Raw genomic sequence first — 19,958 nt, 5'->3', positions numbered from 1 at the left:
ATCTGATAAAAAGATAAAATAATAGCAAAAATGATAGGAATTCCACTATTTTTCATAATTGTGGAGAATTATTCTTATCTATTAACTACAGTAATCACCTTTCTCTCTTTCTTAAGACTAGTCGAAAATCATTTTTAGTCAATCCACAGAAAATCGCTTTGAAGTAAAATGAATGAGTGGATTTTGCTTAGCAGCAGCTTCTTTATTCTTTCAATCTCTTTACTTTTATTTATTTAAAAGTTATTTTACAAAAAAATATGAGTGGATTTTTATTGAGATAAAAAAACGACTGGATTATCTCCAGCCGCTTTCCCTGCTTAACTATTCTTGTTCAAATCCGTTTTTGCGATAATTTAAAACGAACAATACTGAAATGATCAGCAACTCACCAATTAAGACTAACCAGCTTTGAGAGGTCAATCCTTGGTTGGTCCCCTCAGCAAAGGATGAAACTAAGTTCCCTACAATTCCAGTATATAAAAATCCGCTAATCTTCTGAAAATTCTCAGCGATATTACCAAAAACCGGAACCATCATTAATACTAGTACAAAAATCGTACAAATATTGCTGGAGGACATTTGATTTTTAGCAAACAATCCGATCAGCATACCTAATACACAGCTGGTTAACCCAGCAATAGCTGTCACCAGTAAATAAAGACCTATATTAACTTCCCTTAAATTTATACCGCTCAGCAGCAGCACCAAAAGATTTATCAGAAAAGAGACTACAAAGGATGGCAGCACAGAACTGATAAAATATTCTGCTCCATTAACAGAAGAGGTCATCAGTGTCCGCAGAGTGTTTTTTTCCTTATCCTTAGCCAACATCGTTGCCGGCATCATCATGGAAACACTGGTTAAATTCATTAGCAGACCGAGATTCAATACCAGCGCAATCATAAACGGCGGCATCGCGGCTCCCTCTAAAATATTTTGATAAACAAAGCGCATAATTAAGGTTAATAAAGGAACCATACTGCCTGTGATAAGAAAGGTTTTGTTGCGGAACAGCTCCTTAAATTTGAAACGAGTTAATACCCCAATTTTTTTAATGGACAACCTCATCAGCTCAACTCCCTTCCTGTAACGGTTAAGAAGACATTTTCCAGCGTTGGTTCACAGGAATGAATCGATTCGACTAAATCGTCCGTCATCCATTCTGTTAATTTTTTCGTATTTTCAACCGTATGAGCTAAAGTAATTTTTTCCCTTGTATTTAGCAAAATACGGTACTGTTTCTTAGAATTATAGCGCAGACAAATCTCTTGGGGCGTGCCAAACTCAACGATTTTGCCATCATTTAACAGCGCAACATGGTCACACAGCTTAGAGGCTTCTTCCATATTGTGTGTCGTCAAGAAAATACCCATACCGTCTTTCTTAAGCTCCAGCAACAGGCGATGAATTTCAAGAGCTGTAGTCGGATCAAGTCCCGAGGTCGGTTCATCTAAAAACAATACCTTAGGCTGATGCATTACTGCTCGCGCCAATATTAACCGCTGACCTTGGCCTTTAGAAAGCTTCCCAGCCAATTGCTTTTTCTGTTCCACCAAACCAACCCGTTTCAGCAAATGATCAATCCGCTCCTTAGGCACATTCAGCAGCTGAGCAAACAACAGCAGATTTTCATAAACAGTAAATTCTTCGTATACTCCGCTGGCATCGGTCACTATTCCGATTTTTTCATAAATTTGTTCATTGATTCTTCGCGTGTCACTGCCCAATATGGTCGCTTCACCAGAGCTTTGAACCATTTGTCCGGTCACAATTTTAATTGTCGTAGTTTTTCCGGCACCAGATGGCCCTAAAAAACCAAGAATTTCGCCAGCAGAAAGAGTCATATTAATGTCTTTTAATGCTTGTTTATCAGAAAAAGCTTTCGAAATGTGTTTTAACTTTAACAATTCTTCCTTCACTTTTCTTACCTCCATCAGTTATTCCTTTAACTATAATCACTAATCGGATAAAAAAACGTTTTGCGTCCAAAAAAGACAGAAAACTGTCCTTTTTGGCAGTCTTCTGTCTTATGCTAGTTTAAATGTCAGCATCTGAATAAATTCTTGTTTTTCAACCCGCGTCTCCAGCCAAATATCTGGATATTGACGGGTAATTTCTTTCAAATTGGTTAGTCCCAGACCGCGGTTGTCCCCTTTTGTGGAATACCCAGCTGTCCAAATACGCTGCAGGTCAATTGATTGACTGGTAACATTTTTGACAATAAAGGTTAGTTTTCCTTTCTCCTTCAGAAAGACAATTGTAACCTGCGGCTTCTTTTCCCAAGCAGCAGCCTCAATCGCGTTATCCATTAAAATACCGCCGCATCTCAGCAGGTCAGAGATTTCCATCGGAATCTTTTTTATCGGCTCCATGACTTCAATCATCAGCTGCACATTCATTTTTTCTGCCTGCATGACCTTTGACATAATCAGCGTCTTCAGCTCAATTACTTCAATGTTAGCCAACTGGTTCAATTGCTGCATGTCTAGCCGGATTTCTTTGTCCATCTGCAGCATCTTAGTACTGATAAATTCCTGAGCTGCCTTAATATCGCCTGATTCTACTTGCGCGTATAAACCAGTAGCAACATTTTTATAATCATGATGAATTTTTCGCAAATCCAACTGAATACTTTCCAACCGTTGCAGATACGCCTGCTGCTGCAATATTAAGGCTTCAGATTCTTTCAATCTTTGCTCTCTCAGGTATTCCCTCAACAAAAAGATATACACTGTAATCACCATGCTGTAGCTCAGAATATAAAGTGCTGTCACCAGTAGCGAATGATCATTTAGGAAAAAGATCATTTTAACCAGTTCGATCAAAATATTCAAAACGCTGACAATCAAGCCAATGATTAAAGCAAGTCTCGGATAATCCACAATGCGACGCAATACAAAAAAGACGCGCGTTTTGGACAAGATCCGATACAACAGCAAAATGAAACAGAAGACGATCGTTGTACCTAGAAAATTCATCACCACTGGAGAGGTACCAGGAGCAATCGCTAGAATAATCGCTTTGTAGATACTATTGAAGATTAAGGTAACCAACGTTATAAAAATAGCTAGAAAGAATATGATTCGCCAATCTACCACCTTAAAAATGTACTGATGCAGCAATAAGGAAAGACCCGTTCCCACGCCAGCTTGAACCAAAATGTAAGCAGCTAATGGCAAATCAGCTAGCGCATACGTCAAAAATGCCAAAAGGACAGACATGAGCAAATACAACAGCCAAGTAAATGGATTCTTACTTTTTTCTTTGAATACAAAATAAACCAATAGGTATTCTAAAATAAAATTAGTCATAAAGATGTACGTTAAGATTCCCATACTCATTAAAAAGCTGATTATTCTTCACTCCCTTCGAAATAACTTCGCAGCAGCTTTTTACCAGCCCGCGACATTAGACAAACCGATCCATTTTCCATAATTACGGTATTATCAGAATAATTAACCTGCTGAATCTTACTTTTTTGTACTAAATAAGAACGGTGAATCTTCAAAAATTTCTCCGAAAGCTGTTGTTCAATTTTCTTTAATTCTCCTCGGAATTCTAATAAGCGGCTCTCAGTATGGAGAACCACTCGGTGTGCTCCTACGGTTTCAAAGAATAAAATACTTTCCATTGGCAGCTGATAACTGGCATCAGCAATTTTTACCGTATAATAACTTTGCGAATCCCCTAGCTCCTGAGTTAACAGCTGCTGGATATCTACTAAACACTCCATTAATTGGCCATTTAACTTCTCGGGAGCATCTTTATATAAATAACTCATTGCTTCCAAACGATATTTAAAGGTTTCAAAAATCAGCTCTTCATGGGTCGTTATAAAGATTAGGAACCCTCGCGTATCCAGTGCACGCATTTCCTTGGCCAATGAAAACCCGTTGTATTCTTCATGCTTTAAATCGACATCAAAAAAATAAATCGAACGCATCGCATGGGATCGGCGGTGCGCAAGAACTTCTTTAGGATCGCCAGTCACCAAAACAATCTCCATATCATAATCATGAATCATGATGAGATTCGAAATAATCTTTTTCAGGTATTCCCGTGTTTCTTGGACATCGTCACAAATATAAATAGGTACCATACTTCATCCACTTCCACTAAAGGTATATCTCAGTTTAGCATTACTTCCTAATCGTTTCCACACCATTTTCCAATATCGTTTCAATGAACCAAAAAAAGCTAACCAGAAGTACAAATGAACTCTGATTAGCTTGATTTAACTGGTTTGAGCCGTTTTTTCTAAGATAGCTGTCCGCTTTGACTCATTTTCCGATACCAATACGCACTTTCTTTTGGATAACGCGCCTGTGTATCAAAGTCAACATAAAATAGCCCATAGCGTTTGGTATACCCATTCGTCCAAGAAAAAACATCCATTAAGGACCAGATAAAGTAGCCCTCTACCTTAACTCCCTTTTCAACAGCATTTAAAATAGCCTGTAAATGTAAACGAACATAATCAATTCTGGCTGTATCGGTTACTGTCCCATCAACAAGCTTGTCTTTATCCCCCATGCCGTTTTCGGTCACGTACAGCTTGTTGTAATTAGGATAACGTTCTTTAACGAAAACCAGCATGTCCTCTAGCCCTTGAGGATAGATTGGCCAATCCCAATCGGTTGTCGGAATCGCTGGATTGTTTACTCGTTCTCCAACACCCTTTAATGCAAAGACGCTGCTGCCCTTCTCCCCAGTCCCATTGTGATGAATTTGTGATTCACCTGAATAAGCCTGCAAGAAATGACTGGCATAATAATTAATTCCCATAAAATCGATCTGCTCTGCAGCAAACTGTAAATCCTCAAACTCTTGCGGTGTGGTTCTCAATTCTCCTTGATTTTCGGCTAAAATACCAGAAATAATCGACCAAGTATCTTCCGAGTAATTCCCCTTAAACGTGGCATCTAATAAGAATTGATTTGCTAGAACGTGCTCTTTTAACGCCGCCAATTTGTCTGCTTCTGAGTCAGAGATTGGGTACTTAGACTCTAAAATGTGTACGATCCCAATTTCACCCGATTGTCCAGACTGTTTGAATTTTTTCACGACTTGAGCATGAGCCACCATCATATTGTGCATAGATTGAATCGCTTTAGGCAAGTCGTATTGTAAATTAGGAGGAAAATGCCCAATAATATATTGTCCAGCAACTACTGACCATGGTTCATTGATCGTAATCCAATAGTTCACCTTACTGCCATATTCCTGGAAGCAAAATGCAGCAAATTCCACGTATGCGGCAGTCATTTCATTAGACAGCCAATCCCCTTTTTTAAATAAAGGTACTGGTGTATCGAAATGATGAAGGGTAACAAACGGTTCCACACCATTTGCAAGACAGGCATCAATCAATTGATGATAGAAGCTTACACCTGCCGGGTCTACTTCACCAGTTCCTTGTGGAAAAATCCTCGTCCAAGCAATTGAAATCCGAATACCATTGATCCCGAATTCCTTGCACAAAGCTAAATCTTCAGGATATTTATGGTAAAAGTCGCTGGCAGTGCTAGGATCGAATACTCCTTGCTCAGCTAAGTAATCATCCCAGTAATTCTTTCCTCTTTTTCCTTCATTGACTGCCCCTTCTGCTTGATAAGCAGCTGTTGCGGCACCAAAGATAAACTTTTTCGGAAAATTATGCATCTAATTCCTCCTTAGGCTAAACTTTCAAAAACAAAGTTAATGGCTTGTTCAGGGGCTCTTGCTAAAGCAACGTATTCCGCCCCCGTTGTTGAGACCGCCTTGGTTCCTTTACCAACGGTTTCTTCTTGCAATTCCTTCAGCATAGAGGCCATTTGCGGCGCCAAAACAATTAAATCAAAATCACTAATTAAGTCCTTGTGCTGGCCATAAGCCATCGCAGTTGAATCCACTTCTACACCTTTTTCCTTTGCACCTTTTTTAATCGCATTTGCCAGCATCGAACTGGTTGCCCCATTGGCACAGAGTACTAAGACGTTCTTTTTACTGCCTGCTTCTTTCATTACAGAAGCCACTTCTTGAGCCACTTGATCTTCGACAATTTGGATTTCTTCGTTCGTTGATTCTTCGCTACTTTCTTTGGCAACTAATTCATTGTCATAGGCTTTAAAGAATGGGAAGTAGATCAGAAAATCTACAACTAGCAAGACCGCCATCAATACAATAGCTAACCCAGCAAAACCAGTTCCCATGATTAACCCTAAAGGTCCTGGTGTTGTCCAAGGCAAGTTGTAAATAAACCCATTCATTCCTAAGAAATCAACAAAGAATTTGAATAACCAAACATTCACGATCGGCGCTGCGATGAATGGAATAAAAAAGATCGGATTTAAGACAATTGGGGCACCAAACAACATTGGCTCATTTACCCCAAATAGTACCGGAATGGATGATGCACGTCCGATTGTTTTGAGCTGCTTGGATCTAGCTAGAAAAGCAAACATTAACGTGATGACTAGCGTAGCACCGGTTCCTCCAAGGGTTGCTACAAAGTATTGCGTTCCCTGAGACAAAATATTCGGTGCATGTTCGCCAGCTTGATAGAGATGCATGTTCAATTCAACATTGGTAATATAAATCGCAGATACTGCTGGTTCTACAATCGATGGGCCATGGATTCCAACAAACCAGAAGAATGCCATTGCACCAAAGATCAGTGCTAAGCCAAGATATCCGTCAGCAGCACTAAAAATTGGCTGGAATACTTCGATAATTTTTTCTGAGAATCCAGCTCCAGTAAGATTACGGAAGCCTAAATCGAATAACCAAAAGAAAACAGTCGATAATGTAATAGGAATAAGATCTTTAAAGGTTTGCGAAATATTTCCAGGAACTTCCTCTGGCATTTTTACTGTAATATTATTTTTTACACAGAAACGATAAACATTCGGTACAATAAATCCAACAACAAAGGCAGTCAATAGACCTTTTGTTCCCATGAAACCAGTGGAGAACCCACCTTCAATTGGGTCAACACCAATAATAACAAACCCGATAATTGCTGCAACCATAGTTGAAGTGCTATTGATTTGATTCGTTTTTGGCAATTTATTATTGAAGTTTTCAGTTAAACTTTTGGTAACCGTGGCTGCCATCAGCAGTCCCAGAATTCCCATTGAGCCGTTATAAGCTTTCATTAGAATTGTTTCAATCGATGTATCCCAGTGAAATCCAAATGCATTGGGTACATAAGCAACTAAAATGAAGAAGCTGGAAAAAAGAATGACTGGAATTAAACTGATAAACCCATCGCGAATTGCGCGAAGGTAGGGATTATTAGAAATTTTTTCAAAAATAGGTTTCATTTTCTCAATTCTATTAACTATTGCTTTCATTGATTCCCCTCCTAATCGTTAAGCCTTTTTATAGATATTAAATAGATGCTTGATTGTATCCTTCAGCAGCATTGTTGTCATCAGATGATCCTGTGCATGTACCATGATAAAACCAACTTCGATATTCTCTCCACTCGCTTCAGCAGCTAACATTTGCGTTTGTGATTTATGTGCCTCCATCAAGCTAGCATGGGCCTGCTCAACGAGCTGATCAGCCACTTCAAAATTTCCTTGCTCTGCTTCATCAAGCGCTTCCATTAATTTTGATCTCGCTTCTCCTGCAAAAGCTACTACTTCAAAACCAACCATTGCTGCTTCTTCTCTATTCATTTCTTTTCCTCCTCAATTTAGGAACACTTCATGTTTGATGATGTTTGTTTGTGTTCTTTATAAACATATAATATAGTGAGTAACGGTACTTGTCAACAGGTTTTTGTTGAACGGAAAAACTAATTGACAAACAACTCCAAACAACATATGATTAAAACAAACATTTACGGACAAACAGTATCTTATATAAAGGAGTTTAGTAGAATGCTGAAGGAAGAACGACAAAAGATCATGCTAGAATTACTAACTGAAAAAAAAATTGTAAAAGTAGCTGATATTACTGAAAAACTTCAAGTGGCTGATATGACCGTTCGAAGAGACTTTCAAGAATTGGAAGATAAGGGATTAATCATTCGAATTCATGGTGGTGCTAAAATTCTGGATAAAGATACGTTAACCTCTATTGAACTAAGTCACCGAGAAAAGAAAAAAATCCATTTAGAAGAAAAAATTGAGATTGCTCAAATCATTGCTGAAAATATTTCCACTGGCGAAACTATTTTTTTAGGCCCAGGAACCACCATTGAACTGGTCTATGATTACTTAACCGTAGACTATGCCAAGATAATTACCAATTCTATCCATGTCTTCAATAAGTTTAAACATGATTCTCGTTTTGAATTGATTCTGATTGGTGGTGCTTATCGAAGTAAAACTGGGGCTTTTGTCGGAACCATTGCCAACGATTTCATTTCAAGTATTCATGTCCAAAAGAGCTTCATTGGTGTGAATGGATTAAATCAGACAACCATTTTCACTTCTAATGAAGATGAAGGCTTAACACAAAAATATGCCCTTAATAGCGCCGAAGAAAAATTCATCATCGCAGACCATCATAAATTGGATAAAAAAGATTTTTATGGCTTCTACAAATTGGAGGACATTGATTGGCTGATTACCGATGCAGGGATTTCGACTGACAAAGAACGAACCTTTGGTAAATGGATTCATATTCTAAAAAAATAATTTAAGAAAAATTTGCTCCAAAATAAGTAATTAAGTGAACAACAGCTAACTGATAACTGAGTAGTTTACCTTGCTTTTAATAGTATATCTCACCAACAAAAAAGCCCGATTTCATGGAGATGAGACGGGCTTTTTGATGCGATTGATTGTTAACTTTTTTCTTTTGATATACTCATTTTGATTCATGGTTCTAAGTAGGGGCTGTTAGTCTATGCTTAGGTCATTTTTCCTTTTTGGACGTTTGCTCTTCCATAGTTGATGAAGCAGATAATAAAAAAACAGCCCCTACTTTATATCTAACAAGCTTACTATATGTTTTTAGTTTTCTTCAGGTGCAGATCGCGTTTCTTTCCCTTTGAAAACTATTGCTCCTACTGCTAGCAGAAACATCACAATGCCCTCACCAATAAATAATCCAGCATTTTCTAATACAGGAAATATCCGCTGAAATAAGGCAATTGTAACAGGAGCAAAGGCTGTCCCGAGATTGAAAGCTATTAATAAAATAGATGTGTTTTTTTCTGAATGAGCGACTTGCTGATTGACTGCATTAAACAAGTAGGGAATAAAGGTGCGAAAAGATAATCCGCCTATCACAGCCGCTAATGAAGCTGTAAACATGTCTGAAGCTGCAGCTATCAGAAACATTGCCAATGCTAAACTGGCAAAGGCCGTTGGTAGCGTCCAGTGCTTTAGCGAAACTACTAAACGACCAAAGATGATTCCAGCAATCATGGCTCCTAAACCTACTAAGGCTAATAGATTGCTGCCATCAGTTGCATCGCCGATTCCTTTGTCTAACAGTAAAGAAGTAATTTTTACTGCCATTGACATATAGATTGTGACCACAATTGAAAGCAATACAACATATCCCCAAACAGCACGGGTAATTTGGTCTGACTTTACATGGATTTTTTCCTGTTGACTTGCAAAACTTATTTTGGGAACAAATAGGGTAAACAGTATCAGTATTGGTAATGCCAAAGCATAAACAAAAAAAGAAGCGCGCCAATCAATCAATAGTAATTGTCCTACTGAAAAGGTCATTAGCATACCGCCAATTCCTTCAAAAGAACTCTGCATGCCAATCACAGAAGATAGCTCTCTTCCTTTGTAAAGATTGCCGGAAAATGAATAGAGCAGCGGATTAAACAAGCCGATCCCTACCCCAAACAGCAGCCGACTAATAAACAACAAGCTAAATGATTTCGTAAATACTGGCAACACTCCTGCAATGAAGACTAGAGCAAGTCCCAGCTGAACCGTCTGCTTATAGCCAATTCTGCGAGCCAACTTGTGACTAAAAAGAATCGTCATAACAATCATCAGGGAAGGAATTGTCGTCAATAATTCAACCAATGTATGATTAATTGCGGGATAGTCAGCCATGATTGCTGGAACATTGCCAGCAATCGCTCCTCCTGAGACAACTAATAATGAAACAGACAGCAAGGCCGTTTTAGTTAATTTTTGCATAATCTCTCCTTTAGTAACTCTCCCCAGCATAAACGAGCAGTGCTAAAAAAATTCACGAACCAGCGAACCAGTTCGTGAAGGGTATAGCTCTATTATTCACCAAAAATTTCTTTTGCCAGCGTAAAGGCTGACCATGCTTTAGGCCATCCCGCATAAAAGGCTAGGTGGGTAATTAATTCTACAACTTCATCTTTCGTTACACCATTTTGTTTAGCGATAGTCAGATGCGCCTCCAACTGAGGGGCCCCCATTGCTAATAAAGCTGAACAAGTAATTAAACTGCGGTCATGAGCCGAAAGCTGTTCCTCCCGATCCCATACTTCCCCAAATAAAACATCATCATTTAACGCTGCAAATTGCGGTGCAAACTTACCTAATTGATCTCTTCCTGCTGTTTGTTTTGCCATGCTTATTCACTCCTTTATTTTACTAATTGATCGTATAACTCATCAGTGACTGGTTCCAACCATTCTGGAGTACCCGCAGTAATTGCGAGATGTTCAAACCAACTATCTTTGGCCGCACCATGCCAGTGCTTCACTCCATCGTGGGTAACAATCACATCCCCTGCTTTTAGGGGTTGAGCAATTTTTCCTTCTTCTTGATACCAGCCTTCACCACCAGTAACCAGCAGCAACTGGAAGCCGTCATGATGAATGTGCCAATTGTTGCGGCAGCCAGGTTCAAAGGTTACATTACCGACCCCCACCTTTATATCTGGGTCGGCCACTAATGACTGCAAATAGCTTTGACCGATAAAATAGCGCGCATAGGCATCATTTTTTTCACCGACTGGAAAGATAACTCCATTTTTTACTTCTTCGTGTTTTGCCATCCTGCATTCCTCCATTATTCTTTGATAGTTGTTAGCCAATTCTTAATTGCCGTATCGGCGCGGTCCACTCGGGAACCGCGAATTGGCAAGCCTGCTTCTATGATTGCTGTAGGACAAAGCTGCTTCAGTTCCTCTACACTACTGCCCATACCACTGCCCTCGTGAGTGCAAAATGGATAGATTGTTTTGGCCTGCCAATCGTTGTCTTGTAAAAAGGAAACCACAATTTGGGGCAATCCACCCCACCAGTTTGGATAGCCTAAAAAAATCGTTGCATAATCCGCTAAAACTAAATTGCTCTTCAGATAAGCAACAGGTGTGCCCTGCTGCCTTTCAAGCTCTGCCTGTTTCGTGGTTTCCTGATAATCATTAGGATAAGGAATTACCGGTTTCAGCTCGAATAACGTGGCACCAGATGCTGCGGCAAGCTTCAATGCTGCGGCTTCAGTATTACCCACCACTAATTCTTCCATTTTCCCACCAACAAAATTTTCTCCTCGCCGAGAAAAATAGATTACTGCCTCCATAGTAAACACCTCCTCTATAAGAAAAACGCTGTAAGATGATAACTTCATCCTACAGCGCTCTGGCTTATTCGTCTAATACTTATTGAATCATAGTGCTATACTTGAAAAGCATAGTTAAAGCGACGAATCAGTTCTTCAACTACAGGTGTGTGAATTCGTCGTTTCCACACCAGCACACCATGGGTTTTCAATGCAGGCTCCAAAGGAACAAAACTAAATTGCTGAATATCCCGGTGAGCCGTTGCACCTTCAATCGCCAAAGCAGAGCCTACTCGATTTTCTACTAAAGAGAAAATATTGAAGATTAAATTATACGTTCCTACCACATTTAATTCCTCAAAGGGAGCACCTAACCATTGACTAATCAATTCTTGAACTTCTTTACGCGAAGAAGTCAAAAGTGGTATTCCTTTTAAATCCACGGGAGTAATCGACTCCTTTTGAGCTAAAAAGGTTTCTTTCGAGACCAAGAGTCCCCATTTTTCCTCCCGTGGAAGGATTAAGGATTCATAATCGCTCCTATCAATCGGCTCCAACAGAAGCGCCAAATCTAGTATCCCTTTATCCAATCGATCAGATATATCTTCACTTGTTCCCGTCACTAAATTAAAGCGAACCTGAGGATAATCGCTAATAAATTCTTCAATCATCATAGACAAGGTATCAGAATTATCTGCCTCGACACAGCCAATGGAAAAGCTGCCGCTTAGCTGTTTATTCTTGTGGTCGAGAAAGGCCTGATCCAGTTTATCATTCAGCGATAGGATCTCCTCAGCCCGTTCCTTCAAGAAAATCCCCTCTTCAGTTAAAGAGAGTTGGTTATTGGTTCGGTGAAACAACGCAACACCTACCGATTCCTCTAGCTCCTTAATCTGCCGACTTAAAGTAGGCTGAGTAATATTCAATAGTTTAGCTGCTTTTGAGATATTTTTTTCCTCAGCAACAGTCCAAAAATAGCGCAATAAACGTGTCTCCATCCTCAGCCTCCTTGCTTTTTCTTCTATTATAACAGTCTTTTGAACTAAATTGCTCCAACTACCTCATGCGGCAAGTAAGGCGCTTCTAAAAATTTCACTTCTTCTTGAGTTAATTGCAAATCCAAGGCAGGCAAAGCATCCAGCAGATGACTTTCTTTAGTCGCACCGATGATTGGTGCAATCACTGGTTCTTTTTGGAGCAACCAAGCTAGAGCCACCTGCGCACGTTTCACCTGGTGCTTCTCAGCAAGTTCAGCAACTCTTTCGACAATCAGTCTATCCTGCTCCTCGGTTTTATCATATTTTGAGCGAGCTGTTTTATCAGTCAAAAAACGTTTAGTACTGGCATTCCAATCACGAGTTAAGCGTCCAGCTGCTAACGGACTATACGGTGTCACTGCTATTTTTTGGTCCTCACACAAGGGCAGCATTTCTCGTTCCTCTTCCCGGTACAACAGATTCAGGTGATTTTGCATTGAAACAAATTTTGTCCAGCCATTTTTATCTGCGACTGCTTGAGCCTTGGCAAATTGCCAAGCATACATTGCTGAAGCGCCAATGTATCGAACCTTTCCAGATTTCACCAGGTCATGCAAAGCCTCCATTGTTTCTTCAATCGGCGTGTTGTAATCCCAACGATGAATAATGTATAAATCTACATAATCCATTTGTAAACGTTCCAGACTCTGATCAATCTGATGAAAAATTTCTTTGCGAGAAAGCCCACCACTGTTAGGTGCATCCTTCATTGTAGTGAATAATTTGGTAGCAACCACAATTTCGTCTCGCTTGGCAAAATCGTTCAAAGCCTTTCCAAGAATGCGTTCACTTTCACCATAAGAATAGACATTCGCCGTATCAAAAAAGTTAATCCCCAAATCCAGTGCTTTTTGAACAACTGGACGACTGTCCTCTTCTCTTAATACCCACTCATGAAAGCCGCTGTCAGGATCTCCAAATCCCATCGTTCCTAAACACAATGGTGAAACATCCATTCCAGTATTGCCAAATTTAATATAGCGCATCTTTATCCCTCATTTCTATTGATTAAAAGTAGTGTACTCCTTGAAGTGCACTCTAAGTCAACAGAAAATTTACTCTGCTGTCATTTGACTGCTCATTCAAAAATTTGATCGTCTGCTAGAAGGCTAGCAGCGATTGATGTTTCCGCATTTCCCATTGACCTTCTTTCATGATTAATTTATCATGATATAAATAATATCAGTACGCTACTATTAACCAAGCACCTTCATGGAAAAAGGGCTGCTTTTAAAGACTAACTCTATCACCGTTATTTTCATTAGTTCTGTCTTTACCTATCAATAGAACTACCCCATTTCTACAATTATCAAAGAACACTAAAATTTACGTTGCATTATTTTAACTGACCAACGGCTTTTAGTATCGTCTTAGTTGTTTATGAATACTATCAAACGTTCGCGTATACACTAAAAAAGAAAGCAGGGAAACAGATGAAAGTTATTTTAAATGGTCAATTGGTTGACCGGAAGGATGCTAAGGTGGATATCGAGGACCGGGGGTATCAATTTGGCGATGGAATTTATGAAGGATTTCGAGTGTATCAAAGCTGTATATTTACCTTTGACGAGCATATTGCCCGTCTGTTTCATAGTGCTGAATTGATTGACTTGGAGATTCCTTATACTAAGGAACAGCTGAAGGATCAATTAACTGAATTAATCACTGCCAATCAATTAGGTGATGGAATGATCTATTTACAGATTTCTCGCGGCACTCAAATGCCGAGAAATCACGTGTACTTGCCTAGCAATGAACCAGTTTTAATGGCTACTTCCATGGCAGCACCTCGTGATCCTGCCTCTTTTGAAAAAGGCATTACTGCGATTACAGCAGTAGATGATCGCTGGCTGCATTGTGATATTAAAAGTTTGAATTTATTAGGCAATGTCCTAGCAAAAAATCAAGCTGCTAAAGCTGGTGCTGACGAAGCCATTTTGTATCGGGATGAATATCACGTAACCGAATGCTCTCACTCCAACGTCTTCATTGTCAAAGACAATACTCTGATTACTCACCCGGCAAATAATTTTGTTTTAAATGGGATTACTCGGCAAACCATCTTGAAGCTGGCAAAGGAAAATGATATTGCTGTCGAAGAACGAGTATTCAGCTTAGCAGAGTTGAAGCAGGCCGATGAAGTCTTTATCTCCAGTATTATGGCTGAGGTAACACCTGTCACTACCATTGATGATGAAACGATTGGCAATGGTACTCGTGGTCCGCTATCAACAGAATTAGAACAATACTTTGTTGCAGAAATCGAGAAAAACTGCGGCGTAGAACTATAAAAAAACTTCCCTCTGCCGATTTTCAGTGGCAGAGGGAAGCTATTTTATTTTAGAAAATCAGCAATCGCCTGTTGATTTTTATCCAATTGTATCTCCAGTACACTACCAGCTGGAGTATCATCATTGTAGCTCCAGCTATCCTCTATTGGAATAGACAATGTCTCCACTGGCTTTTCAACCCCCTTAATGAAGTCCAATCCGCAGGCAATCAATACCGTGTTAGGAATATTGGTATCCATGCTGCCCATCAGCTTACCAATAGTCTTTGGTAACTTCATTAATGTGGTGATACCTTTAGACTGCTCACATAAAGCCTTTACTACCTGCTGCTGGCGTGTAATCCGACCAAAATCTCCCTCACCATCACCACGGTAACGAGAGTATTGCAGCAATGTGTTGCCGTCCATTTGTTGTTTTCCCTTTTCGATAGTCACACCATCTAATTCAAAGGATTCTTGAGCATCTATCGTCACCCCTTTGGGAAACAAATCATTGATGCAATCGACAAATTTATCAAAGGTCATACTAATATAGTAAGGTGTTTTTACCTGAAAATTATCTTTTAATGTCTCCTCAAGCAAGGGCATACCACCGTAAAAGTAAGCGGCATTGATTTTGTCCTTCCCATATTCAGGAATGTCCACATAGGAATCTCGCATGATTGAAATCAATTTAGGCTGCTTAGTCCGGCGATTGTACTGGCCAATCATTAAACTATCGGAGCGGCCGCTTTCTTCATCAGGCCGAGCATCCGATCCGACTAATGTGAAGTTCACTATCTCCGGCACCCCCGCAGGTACGGGAAGCTCTGGCGCTTCCTCTTTGACAGTCTTCGTCTTTTTTTCAGCTGTGAAACCCTCGAGAAACTCAAAGGAGACAAAACTGACTGCTGCAACTAGGAGCATAAGAACCAAAATCGTTGCTTTTTGTCCCTTGTTCATCATTTATTTCCTTTCTATTTGAAGGGAAACTCTCGCTTGCCAAATCACTGGTCCTCTATTATGATAAGTCAAACTGAGAATTTCTTAGTTTATCTTTTTTGGGGTCGATAGAGCTGCCACTCTTCGGCCTTTTTTTGGCTTTTCCATTCCTAGGACAATTCCCAGTCCAACACACACTGTGATCATGGAGGTTCCACCCTGACTCAAAAAAGGCAACGGAATACCCGTTAACGGCAAAATTCCAATGGCTGCACCGATATTTTCTACTGTCTGGAATAATAAGGCAAAAACCAAACCTACTGAGAAATATAAGCAGCCGCGATTATTGGTTTGAATTCCAGCCGTCAGCATCTGATAAAATAGATAGAAATACAAAAACAGAACACCGCTGCTGCCAATAAACCCAGCTTTTTCTGCAATAACAGTAAAAATCATATCTGACTCACGTACGGGAACATAGATGGAGACCAATTCACTAGGTTTTCCGGCAAAACCACCCGCTGCCACGGATAGCATACTGCGAACCTGCTGGAAAGAAATCGAATCCTGATACTTGAAAGGATCAATCCAGGCCTCCACTCGATTCAGTTGGTACTCTTTAAAATGTAGAGTTTGCAAGATTACTCGTCCCCACTCAGTGAAGACAAACAACAGCAGACATCCCCCCAACATTGCTAATGTTCCTGCTCCAGCTAATAAGATCCGTTTATCTACACCCACTACAATAAACAAAGCTGCCAAAACACAAATAAACACTAAGCTGGTTCCAAAATCCCGTTGCATGAACATCAACAAAAAGGTTGGTAAAGCAATGGCCAAACTTTTTATTATATACACCCCATCCTCTTTCAAGGAATGCGGCCGACCTTCTTTTTCGTACTTCAACGTAAAATGTACGAGCATTAATATAAAACTGATTTTCACCATTTCTGAAGGCTGCAGCGACAACGGTCCGATTCGCAGCCAACGTTTAGTTCCTGTCAACAGATACATTGCTGGGTCATAATACCATTGCAGCAGCAACATGATGCCTAAGGAAAAACTATACCAAATAGGTGCAAACTTAACTAAAAATTGAAAGGGAATCCGTCGCATAATCAGCAACGCTCCAAAAGCTAACACGCTAAAAATCAGCTGCTTAAAAATGACTGGCTGAACGGCTCGACCATCCAGCAAAGCTGCCTGATATTGTACCCAAACACTTAAAATGAGAAGTAAAAAGATCGGCAGCAATAAGGCATCATTCCACTCTTTGCGCTTCACTTCTTCACCTCCTTTCCCTAGCTGAGATATTCAATGCAACCCCAAGACTGACCGAAAGAATCATATAGCTGGTTCCACCATAACTGAGAAAGGGTAATGGAATCCCCGTCATAGGAATTAAACCTAGTGTGCTGGCTACGTTAATACTCGTCTGCACCAGCAGCAAAGTCCCAATCCCCATGACGATTAATGCAGCCTGATGATTTTGGCAATGGGTGCTCAGCCAAAACAGCCGCAGACAAATGACAAACAAAAGCAGAAGCAAAAACAAGGCCATAATCATCCCTAATTCTTCGACGATAATTGAGAAAATAAAGTCGGTTTCTGCTTCCGGCAAATAACCATTTTTGGTGATGCTATTGCCGATTCCCCGACCAAAGAATCCGCCATTATACATGGCATAATAGGAATTGCTCATTTGATACCCTGTTCCATTGACATCAGCAAAGGGATTTCCCGCAATCGCGATTCGTTCATACACATGTTGAAACAGGTGTGGCAGTAAATCATGACTCCCCAGCAGCAGCACAATTCCAGCAGCTACCAACACGCCAACTACCGCTGCAAAGCCTAGAATCAGTCCAACATCGACTGGAATCGCCGCTGCCCAGAAAAGAACTCCTGCCACAAGTAACAGAATCAAGGCTCCAGTTACTTTAGGCTGAATAAAAACCAGCGTTGCCAAAAACAGAGTAACTAAAATGGGCGCCCGCAATTCTTTTTTTGATTGCAATGGATTACGAAAGTAATAGCTTAAGTAAAAAATTAGAGCAATATTAGCCAATTCCGAAGGCTGAAATTGAATCCCGAAAATCGAAATCCAGCGCTGAGCCCCATTCACCGTTACTCCAAAAAGATGTACCTTCACCAGCAGCAAAAGCAAGGCCGAACAACCTAAAAGAATTTGGGCTACTCCTAATTTCAGAAAGTGCTGCAGTTTAACAGAATAGGTTAGAGCTAACGCGCCCCAGCTAAGAATTACGAAGACTAGCTGGCGATAAAATAAACTTCGAGGATTCGCACCGGCGATCATGAGTCGATAAGAACTTGCGCTGAAAACCTCTAAAAGACCGATGATAGACAGGACGGCATAAGGTCCAATAATCCACCAATCGATCTTTTTTACATTTTGCATTGCTTCACCTCCCTTCGACAAAGTTAGGTGAAAGCGAGCGGTTATTTCTACTAGTTTTAAAATTCATACAAAAAGGTCAGAAACCTTTTCGAACAAGAATTCTGACCTAGTGTCATCTCATCGTCCGAGTTTTAGCACTATACAACGTAAAGATTCTCATCTTAGCTATTTTGGAAAAAGCCTTAATCCGACAATTCCTGTTTTACCCATTGGCATCTTTCGATGTTTCTGAGCAATAGCTTATGTTTGTATAGGAGCCTCACCTAACAAGTTATATTGTTTTATTTTCACGATCCAATCTTACTCTTTCCAACAAGAGGCTTGCAACCAAAATTCTAGTTTTTTCACTTAATTTACTTTTTCTTAATAACATCCAATTAGATACAAAAGAACAAATACTGAATAAAACCTTCCAGATACTAGCTTTTTACTTACGGAGACTCCTCGGATTGTTTCTTTCAGCTAATTCCTATATACACCAAAAAATTTTCTAAAAATGACCTTTTTTCCAAAAATCAGTTGCAATTACGGTCATCTAAAAGTACCATTCTTGCTGCGATGAAAAATAGTTTTCTTTTCCAAGCTATTTCCCTTAAACATAAAAAACAAGAGCATATAATTAAAAGAACAACAATTATTTTAACATTCAATTAGTATCACCAAAAAATTGTTGTTAAACAAAAGAACTGACGGCTCTTATCATTCTCATGAATTTACCTTCAGTCCTTTGATTTATAATGAACAGTTATTGATTGCTTTTTTGTTTTTGTTTGGTATAGATGAAATAACCCAAGAAGCTTAAGACTACCGCCGCCAGAATTCCGATAATAATATACAGCCAATAATTCGTGCCTTCTTCAACCTGGAAAACTTGGTTGTTCACTGCACTAGCTTCCTTTTTCGTAATCTCAAATGGTTCGTTAAACTTCCAATTGTGGCCAGCGTCATCTTCTACACTTAGCTCCAAGCGATACTTTCCAGCAACCAAAGGCTTCGTATCTCCTGCTTCTCCATTGAATAAATGTAAATCAAAGCGAGATGATGGCGCTATACCGCCATCTTCAATTGTACGAGTGATCACTGGTTTAGTGCCATCTTCAGCATAAACATCGGCCGTCAATGATGCCTTCTTAATATTGATCGGTGTAGGATTTTCCATGGAAACAATTAGACCAGCATTATTTGTCAATTCCTTCGCCTTAATCCCTTTGTATTGTAAATCAGGTTCCACTGGCTGATCATTTTCAGAAAGCATTAGGCCGATCACATAGGCATATTCACTAGAAATCTGATCCTTGGGCTTTTCTTCTTTACCAAAGTCCTTCTTCACCTGAATTCCACCCAGTAAGATACCATCAAAGCTTTCTTTAGGCACGGTAAGATCTAGAGACACAACACCCGCTTTTTTGGCAGGAATCGTCACTTCTTTCGGATACTTAACATAGTCTGAAATTGGTTGTTGATTGATGGAGTCTTTTGGGATGTCAGTATTTCCATAATCAATCGTCAGATTCCCACTGGTTTGGGCTGTATTTACTTCAATAAAATAGCGTTGCTCTTGATCTGAGTAGTTTTCAATTTGAAGCTGGATTGTCTGTTTCTCCTCTGGTTTTACTCGCAAATCAAAGAAGGATTTCCCCCGGTCTAATTGATTGTCCGGCAGTATGGGAGCTACGCTGTAGTCGACACCGGGATCAGCGGCCGCAGCAGGTGAGCTAAACATAAACATTGCGCATCCAGTGATAAGTAAATACATCATAATGGCTCTCATTTTTTTCACTATCTATTCCTCCATTTTGGTTAGATCTTTCTTGTATTTTCTATGTAAAAAAGACCATCTAAGT

At 39.8% G+C, this 19,958-nt stretch carries 19 protein-coding genes and 1 riboswitch; of the genes, 2 read left to right on the top strand and 17 right to left on the bottom strand.

Annotated features, from left to right (window positions below; genetic code table 11):
• Nucleotides 1-321 precede the first annotated feature (321 nt).
• From IGI46_RS07685 to IGI46_RS07655, 7 genes are all read right to left on the bottom strand, one after another.
• Nucleotides 322-1,068 (bottom strand): ABC transporter permease, encoded by a 747-nt coding sequence (locus IGI46_RS07685; RefSeq protein WP_429962748.1) that lies wholly within the window; start codon nucleotides 1,066-1,068, stop codon nucleotides 322-324.
• A complete protein-coding gene (locus tag IGI46_RS07680; RefSeq protein WP_207702053.1) occupies nucleotides 1,068-1,934 on the bottom strand; it encodes an ABC transporter ATP-binding protein in 867 nt (288 codons plus the stop codon). Before IGI46_RS07680 ends, IGI46_RS07685 begins: the two co-directional genes overlap by 1 nt.
• 93 nt (nucleotides 1,935-2,027) lie before the next feature.
• The gene (locus IGI46_RS07675) at nucleotides 2,028-3,311 is read right to left on the bottom strand and encodes a sensor histidine kinase (protein ID WP_429973196.1); all 1,284 of its coding nucleotides are present in this window, start codon (nucleotides 3,309-3,311) and stop codon (nucleotides 2,028-2,030) included.
• Between the two features lie 41 nt (nucleotides 3,312-3,352).
• A complete protein-coding gene (locus IGI46_RS07670; RefSeq protein ID WP_429962746.1) occupies nucleotides 3,353-4,099 on the bottom strand; it encodes a LytR/AlgR family response regulator transcription factor in 747 nt (248 codons plus the stop codon).
• 158 nt (nucleotides 4,100-4,257) lie between these two features.
• The gene (gene lacG / locus IGI46_RS07665; RefSeq protein ID WP_429962745.1) at nucleotides 4,258-5,661 is read right to left on the bottom strand and encodes a 6-phospho-beta-galactosidase; all 1,404 of its coding nucleotides are present in this window, start codon (nucleotides 5,659-5,661) and stop codon (nucleotides 4,258-4,260) included.
• Nucleotides 5,662-5,672: 11 nt separating this feature from the next.
• Nucleotides 5,673-7,334: a lactose-specific PTS transporter subunit EIIC gene (locus tag IGI46_RS07660; RefSeq protein WP_429962744.1), complete on the bottom strand. Its 1,662-nt coding sequence runs from the start codon at nucleotides 7,332-7,334 to the stop codon at nucleotides 5,673-5,675.
• 18 nt (nucleotides 7,335-7,352) lie between these two features.
• Nucleotides 7,353-7,664: a PTS lactose/cellobiose transporter subunit IIA gene (locus IGI46_RS07655; protein ID WP_429962743.1), complete on the bottom strand. Its 312-nt coding sequence runs from the start codon at nucleotides 7,662-7,664 to the stop codon at nucleotides 7,353-7,355.
• A gap of 204 nt (nucleotides 7,665-7,868) precedes the next feature.
• On the opposite strand from IGI46_RS07655, the gene IGI46_RS07650 reads away from it, so the two are divergent.
• On the top strand, nucleotides 7,869-8,630 hold the full coding sequence (locus tag IGI46_RS07650; RefSeq protein ID WP_429962742.1) for a DeoR/GlpR family DNA-binding transcription regulator: 762 nt from the start codon (nucleotides 7,869-7,871) through the stop codon (nucleotides 8,628-8,630).
• A 318-nt stretch (nucleotides 8,631-8,948) separates the two neighbouring features.
• Here IGI46_RS07650 and IGI46_RS07645 read toward each other — a convergent pair whose 3' ends face one another.
• The 6 genes from IGI46_RS07645 to IGI46_RS07620 all read right to left on the bottom strand — a co-directional run bounded on the left by IGI46_RS07645 (nucleotide 8,949) and on the right by IGI46_RS07620 (nucleotide 13,470).
• Nucleotides 8,949-10,106, bottom strand: a complete 1,158-nt coding sequence (locus tag IGI46_RS07645) for an MFS transporter (RefSeq protein ID WP_429962741.1) — start codon at nucleotides 10,104-10,106, stop codon at nucleotides 8,949-8,951.
• A gap of 92 nt (nucleotides 10,107-10,198) precedes the next feature.
• Complete coding sequence (locus IGI46_RS07640; protein ID WP_429962740.1) at nucleotides 10,199-10,513, bottom strand: carboxymuconolactone decarboxylase family protein; 315 nt, start codon at nucleotides 10,511-10,513, stop codon at nucleotides 10,199-10,201.
• Between the two features lie 14 nt (nucleotides 10,514-10,527).
• Nucleotides 10,528-10,941, bottom strand: coding sequence for a cupin domain-containing protein (locus IGI46_RS07635; protein WP_429962739.1), 414 nt, complete (start codon nucleotides 10,939-10,941; stop codon nucleotides 10,528-10,530).
• 14 nt (nucleotides 10,942-10,955) lie between these two features.
• On the bottom strand, nucleotides 10,956-11,468 hold the full coding sequence (locus IGI46_RS07630) for a flavodoxin (protein ID WP_429962738.1): 513 nt from the start codon (nucleotides 11,466-11,468) through the stop codon (nucleotides 10,956-10,958).
• A gap of 95 nt (nucleotides 11,469-11,563) precedes the next feature.
• The gene (locus IGI46_RS07625; protein ID WP_429962737.1) at nucleotides 11,564-12,445 is read right to left on the bottom strand and encodes a LysR family transcriptional regulator; all 882 of its coding nucleotides are present in this window, start codon (nucleotides 12,443-12,445) and stop codon (nucleotides 11,564-11,566) included.
• Between the two features lie 44 nt (nucleotides 12,446-12,489).
• On the bottom strand, nucleotides 12,490-13,470 hold the full coding sequence (locus IGI46_RS07620) for an aldo/keto reductase (protein ID WP_429962736.1): 981 nt from the start codon (nucleotides 13,468-13,470) through the stop codon (nucleotides 12,490-12,492).
• Between the two features lie 447 nt (nucleotides 13,471-13,917).
• Here IGI46_RS07620 and dat point away from each other — a divergent pair, with 447 nt between their 5' ends.
• A complete protein-coding gene (dat, locus tag IGI46_RS07615; RefSeq protein ID WP_429962735.1) occupies nucleotides 13,918-14,775 on the top strand; it encodes a D-amino-acid transaminase in 858 nt (285 codons plus the stop codon).
• Nucleotides 14,776-14,819: 44 nt separating this feature from the next.
• On the opposite strand, the gene IGI46_RS07610 is transcribed toward dat, so the two are convergent.
• The 4 genes from IGI46_RS07610 to IGI46_RS07595 form a co-directional block, all read right to left on the bottom strand.
• Nucleotides 14,820-15,716, bottom strand: a complete 897-nt coding sequence (locus IGI46_RS07610) for an LCP family protein (RefSeq protein ID WP_429962734.1) — start codon at nucleotides 15,714-15,716, stop codon at nucleotides 14,820-14,822.
• Nucleotides 15,717-15,800: 84 nt separating this feature from the next.
• Complete coding sequence (locus IGI46_RS07605) at nucleotides 15,801-16,979, bottom strand: FtsW/RodA/SpoVE family cell cycle protein (protein ID WP_429962733.1); 1,179 nt, start codon at nucleotides 16,977-16,979, stop codon at nucleotides 15,801-15,803.
• Between the two features lie 4 nt (nucleotides 16,980-16,983).
• Nucleotides 16,984-18,114: an FtsW/RodA/SpoVE family cell cycle protein gene (locus IGI46_RS07600; protein WP_429973195.1), complete on the bottom strand. Its 1,131-nt coding sequence runs from the start codon at nucleotides 18,112-18,114 to the stop codon at nucleotides 16,984-16,986.
• A gap of 109 nt (nucleotides 18,115-18,223) precedes the next feature.
• A riboswitch (M-box (ykoK) riboswitch) is annotated at nucleotides 18,224-18,392 on the bottom strand.
• Between the two features lie 467 nt (nucleotides 18,393-18,859).
• Nucleotides 18,860-19,885: a DUF916 and DUF3324 domain-containing protein gene (locus tag IGI46_RS07595; RefSeq protein WP_429973954.1), complete on the bottom strand. Its 1,026-nt coding sequence runs from the start codon at nucleotides 19,883-19,885 to the stop codon at nucleotides 18,860-18,862.
• Nucleotides 19,886-19,958: the final 73 nt, after the last annotated feature.

Source organism: Enterococcus sp. AZ163 (assembly GCF_050498925.1).
In the GTDB taxonomy this organism is placed as follows: Bacteria; Bacillota; Bacilli; order Lactobacillales; family Enterococcaceae; genus Enterococcus_A; species Enterococcus_A ferrettii.
The sequence above is the reverse complement of the archived record's forward strand: the minus strand, read 5'-3'. Positions and strand labels throughout refer to the sequence as shown.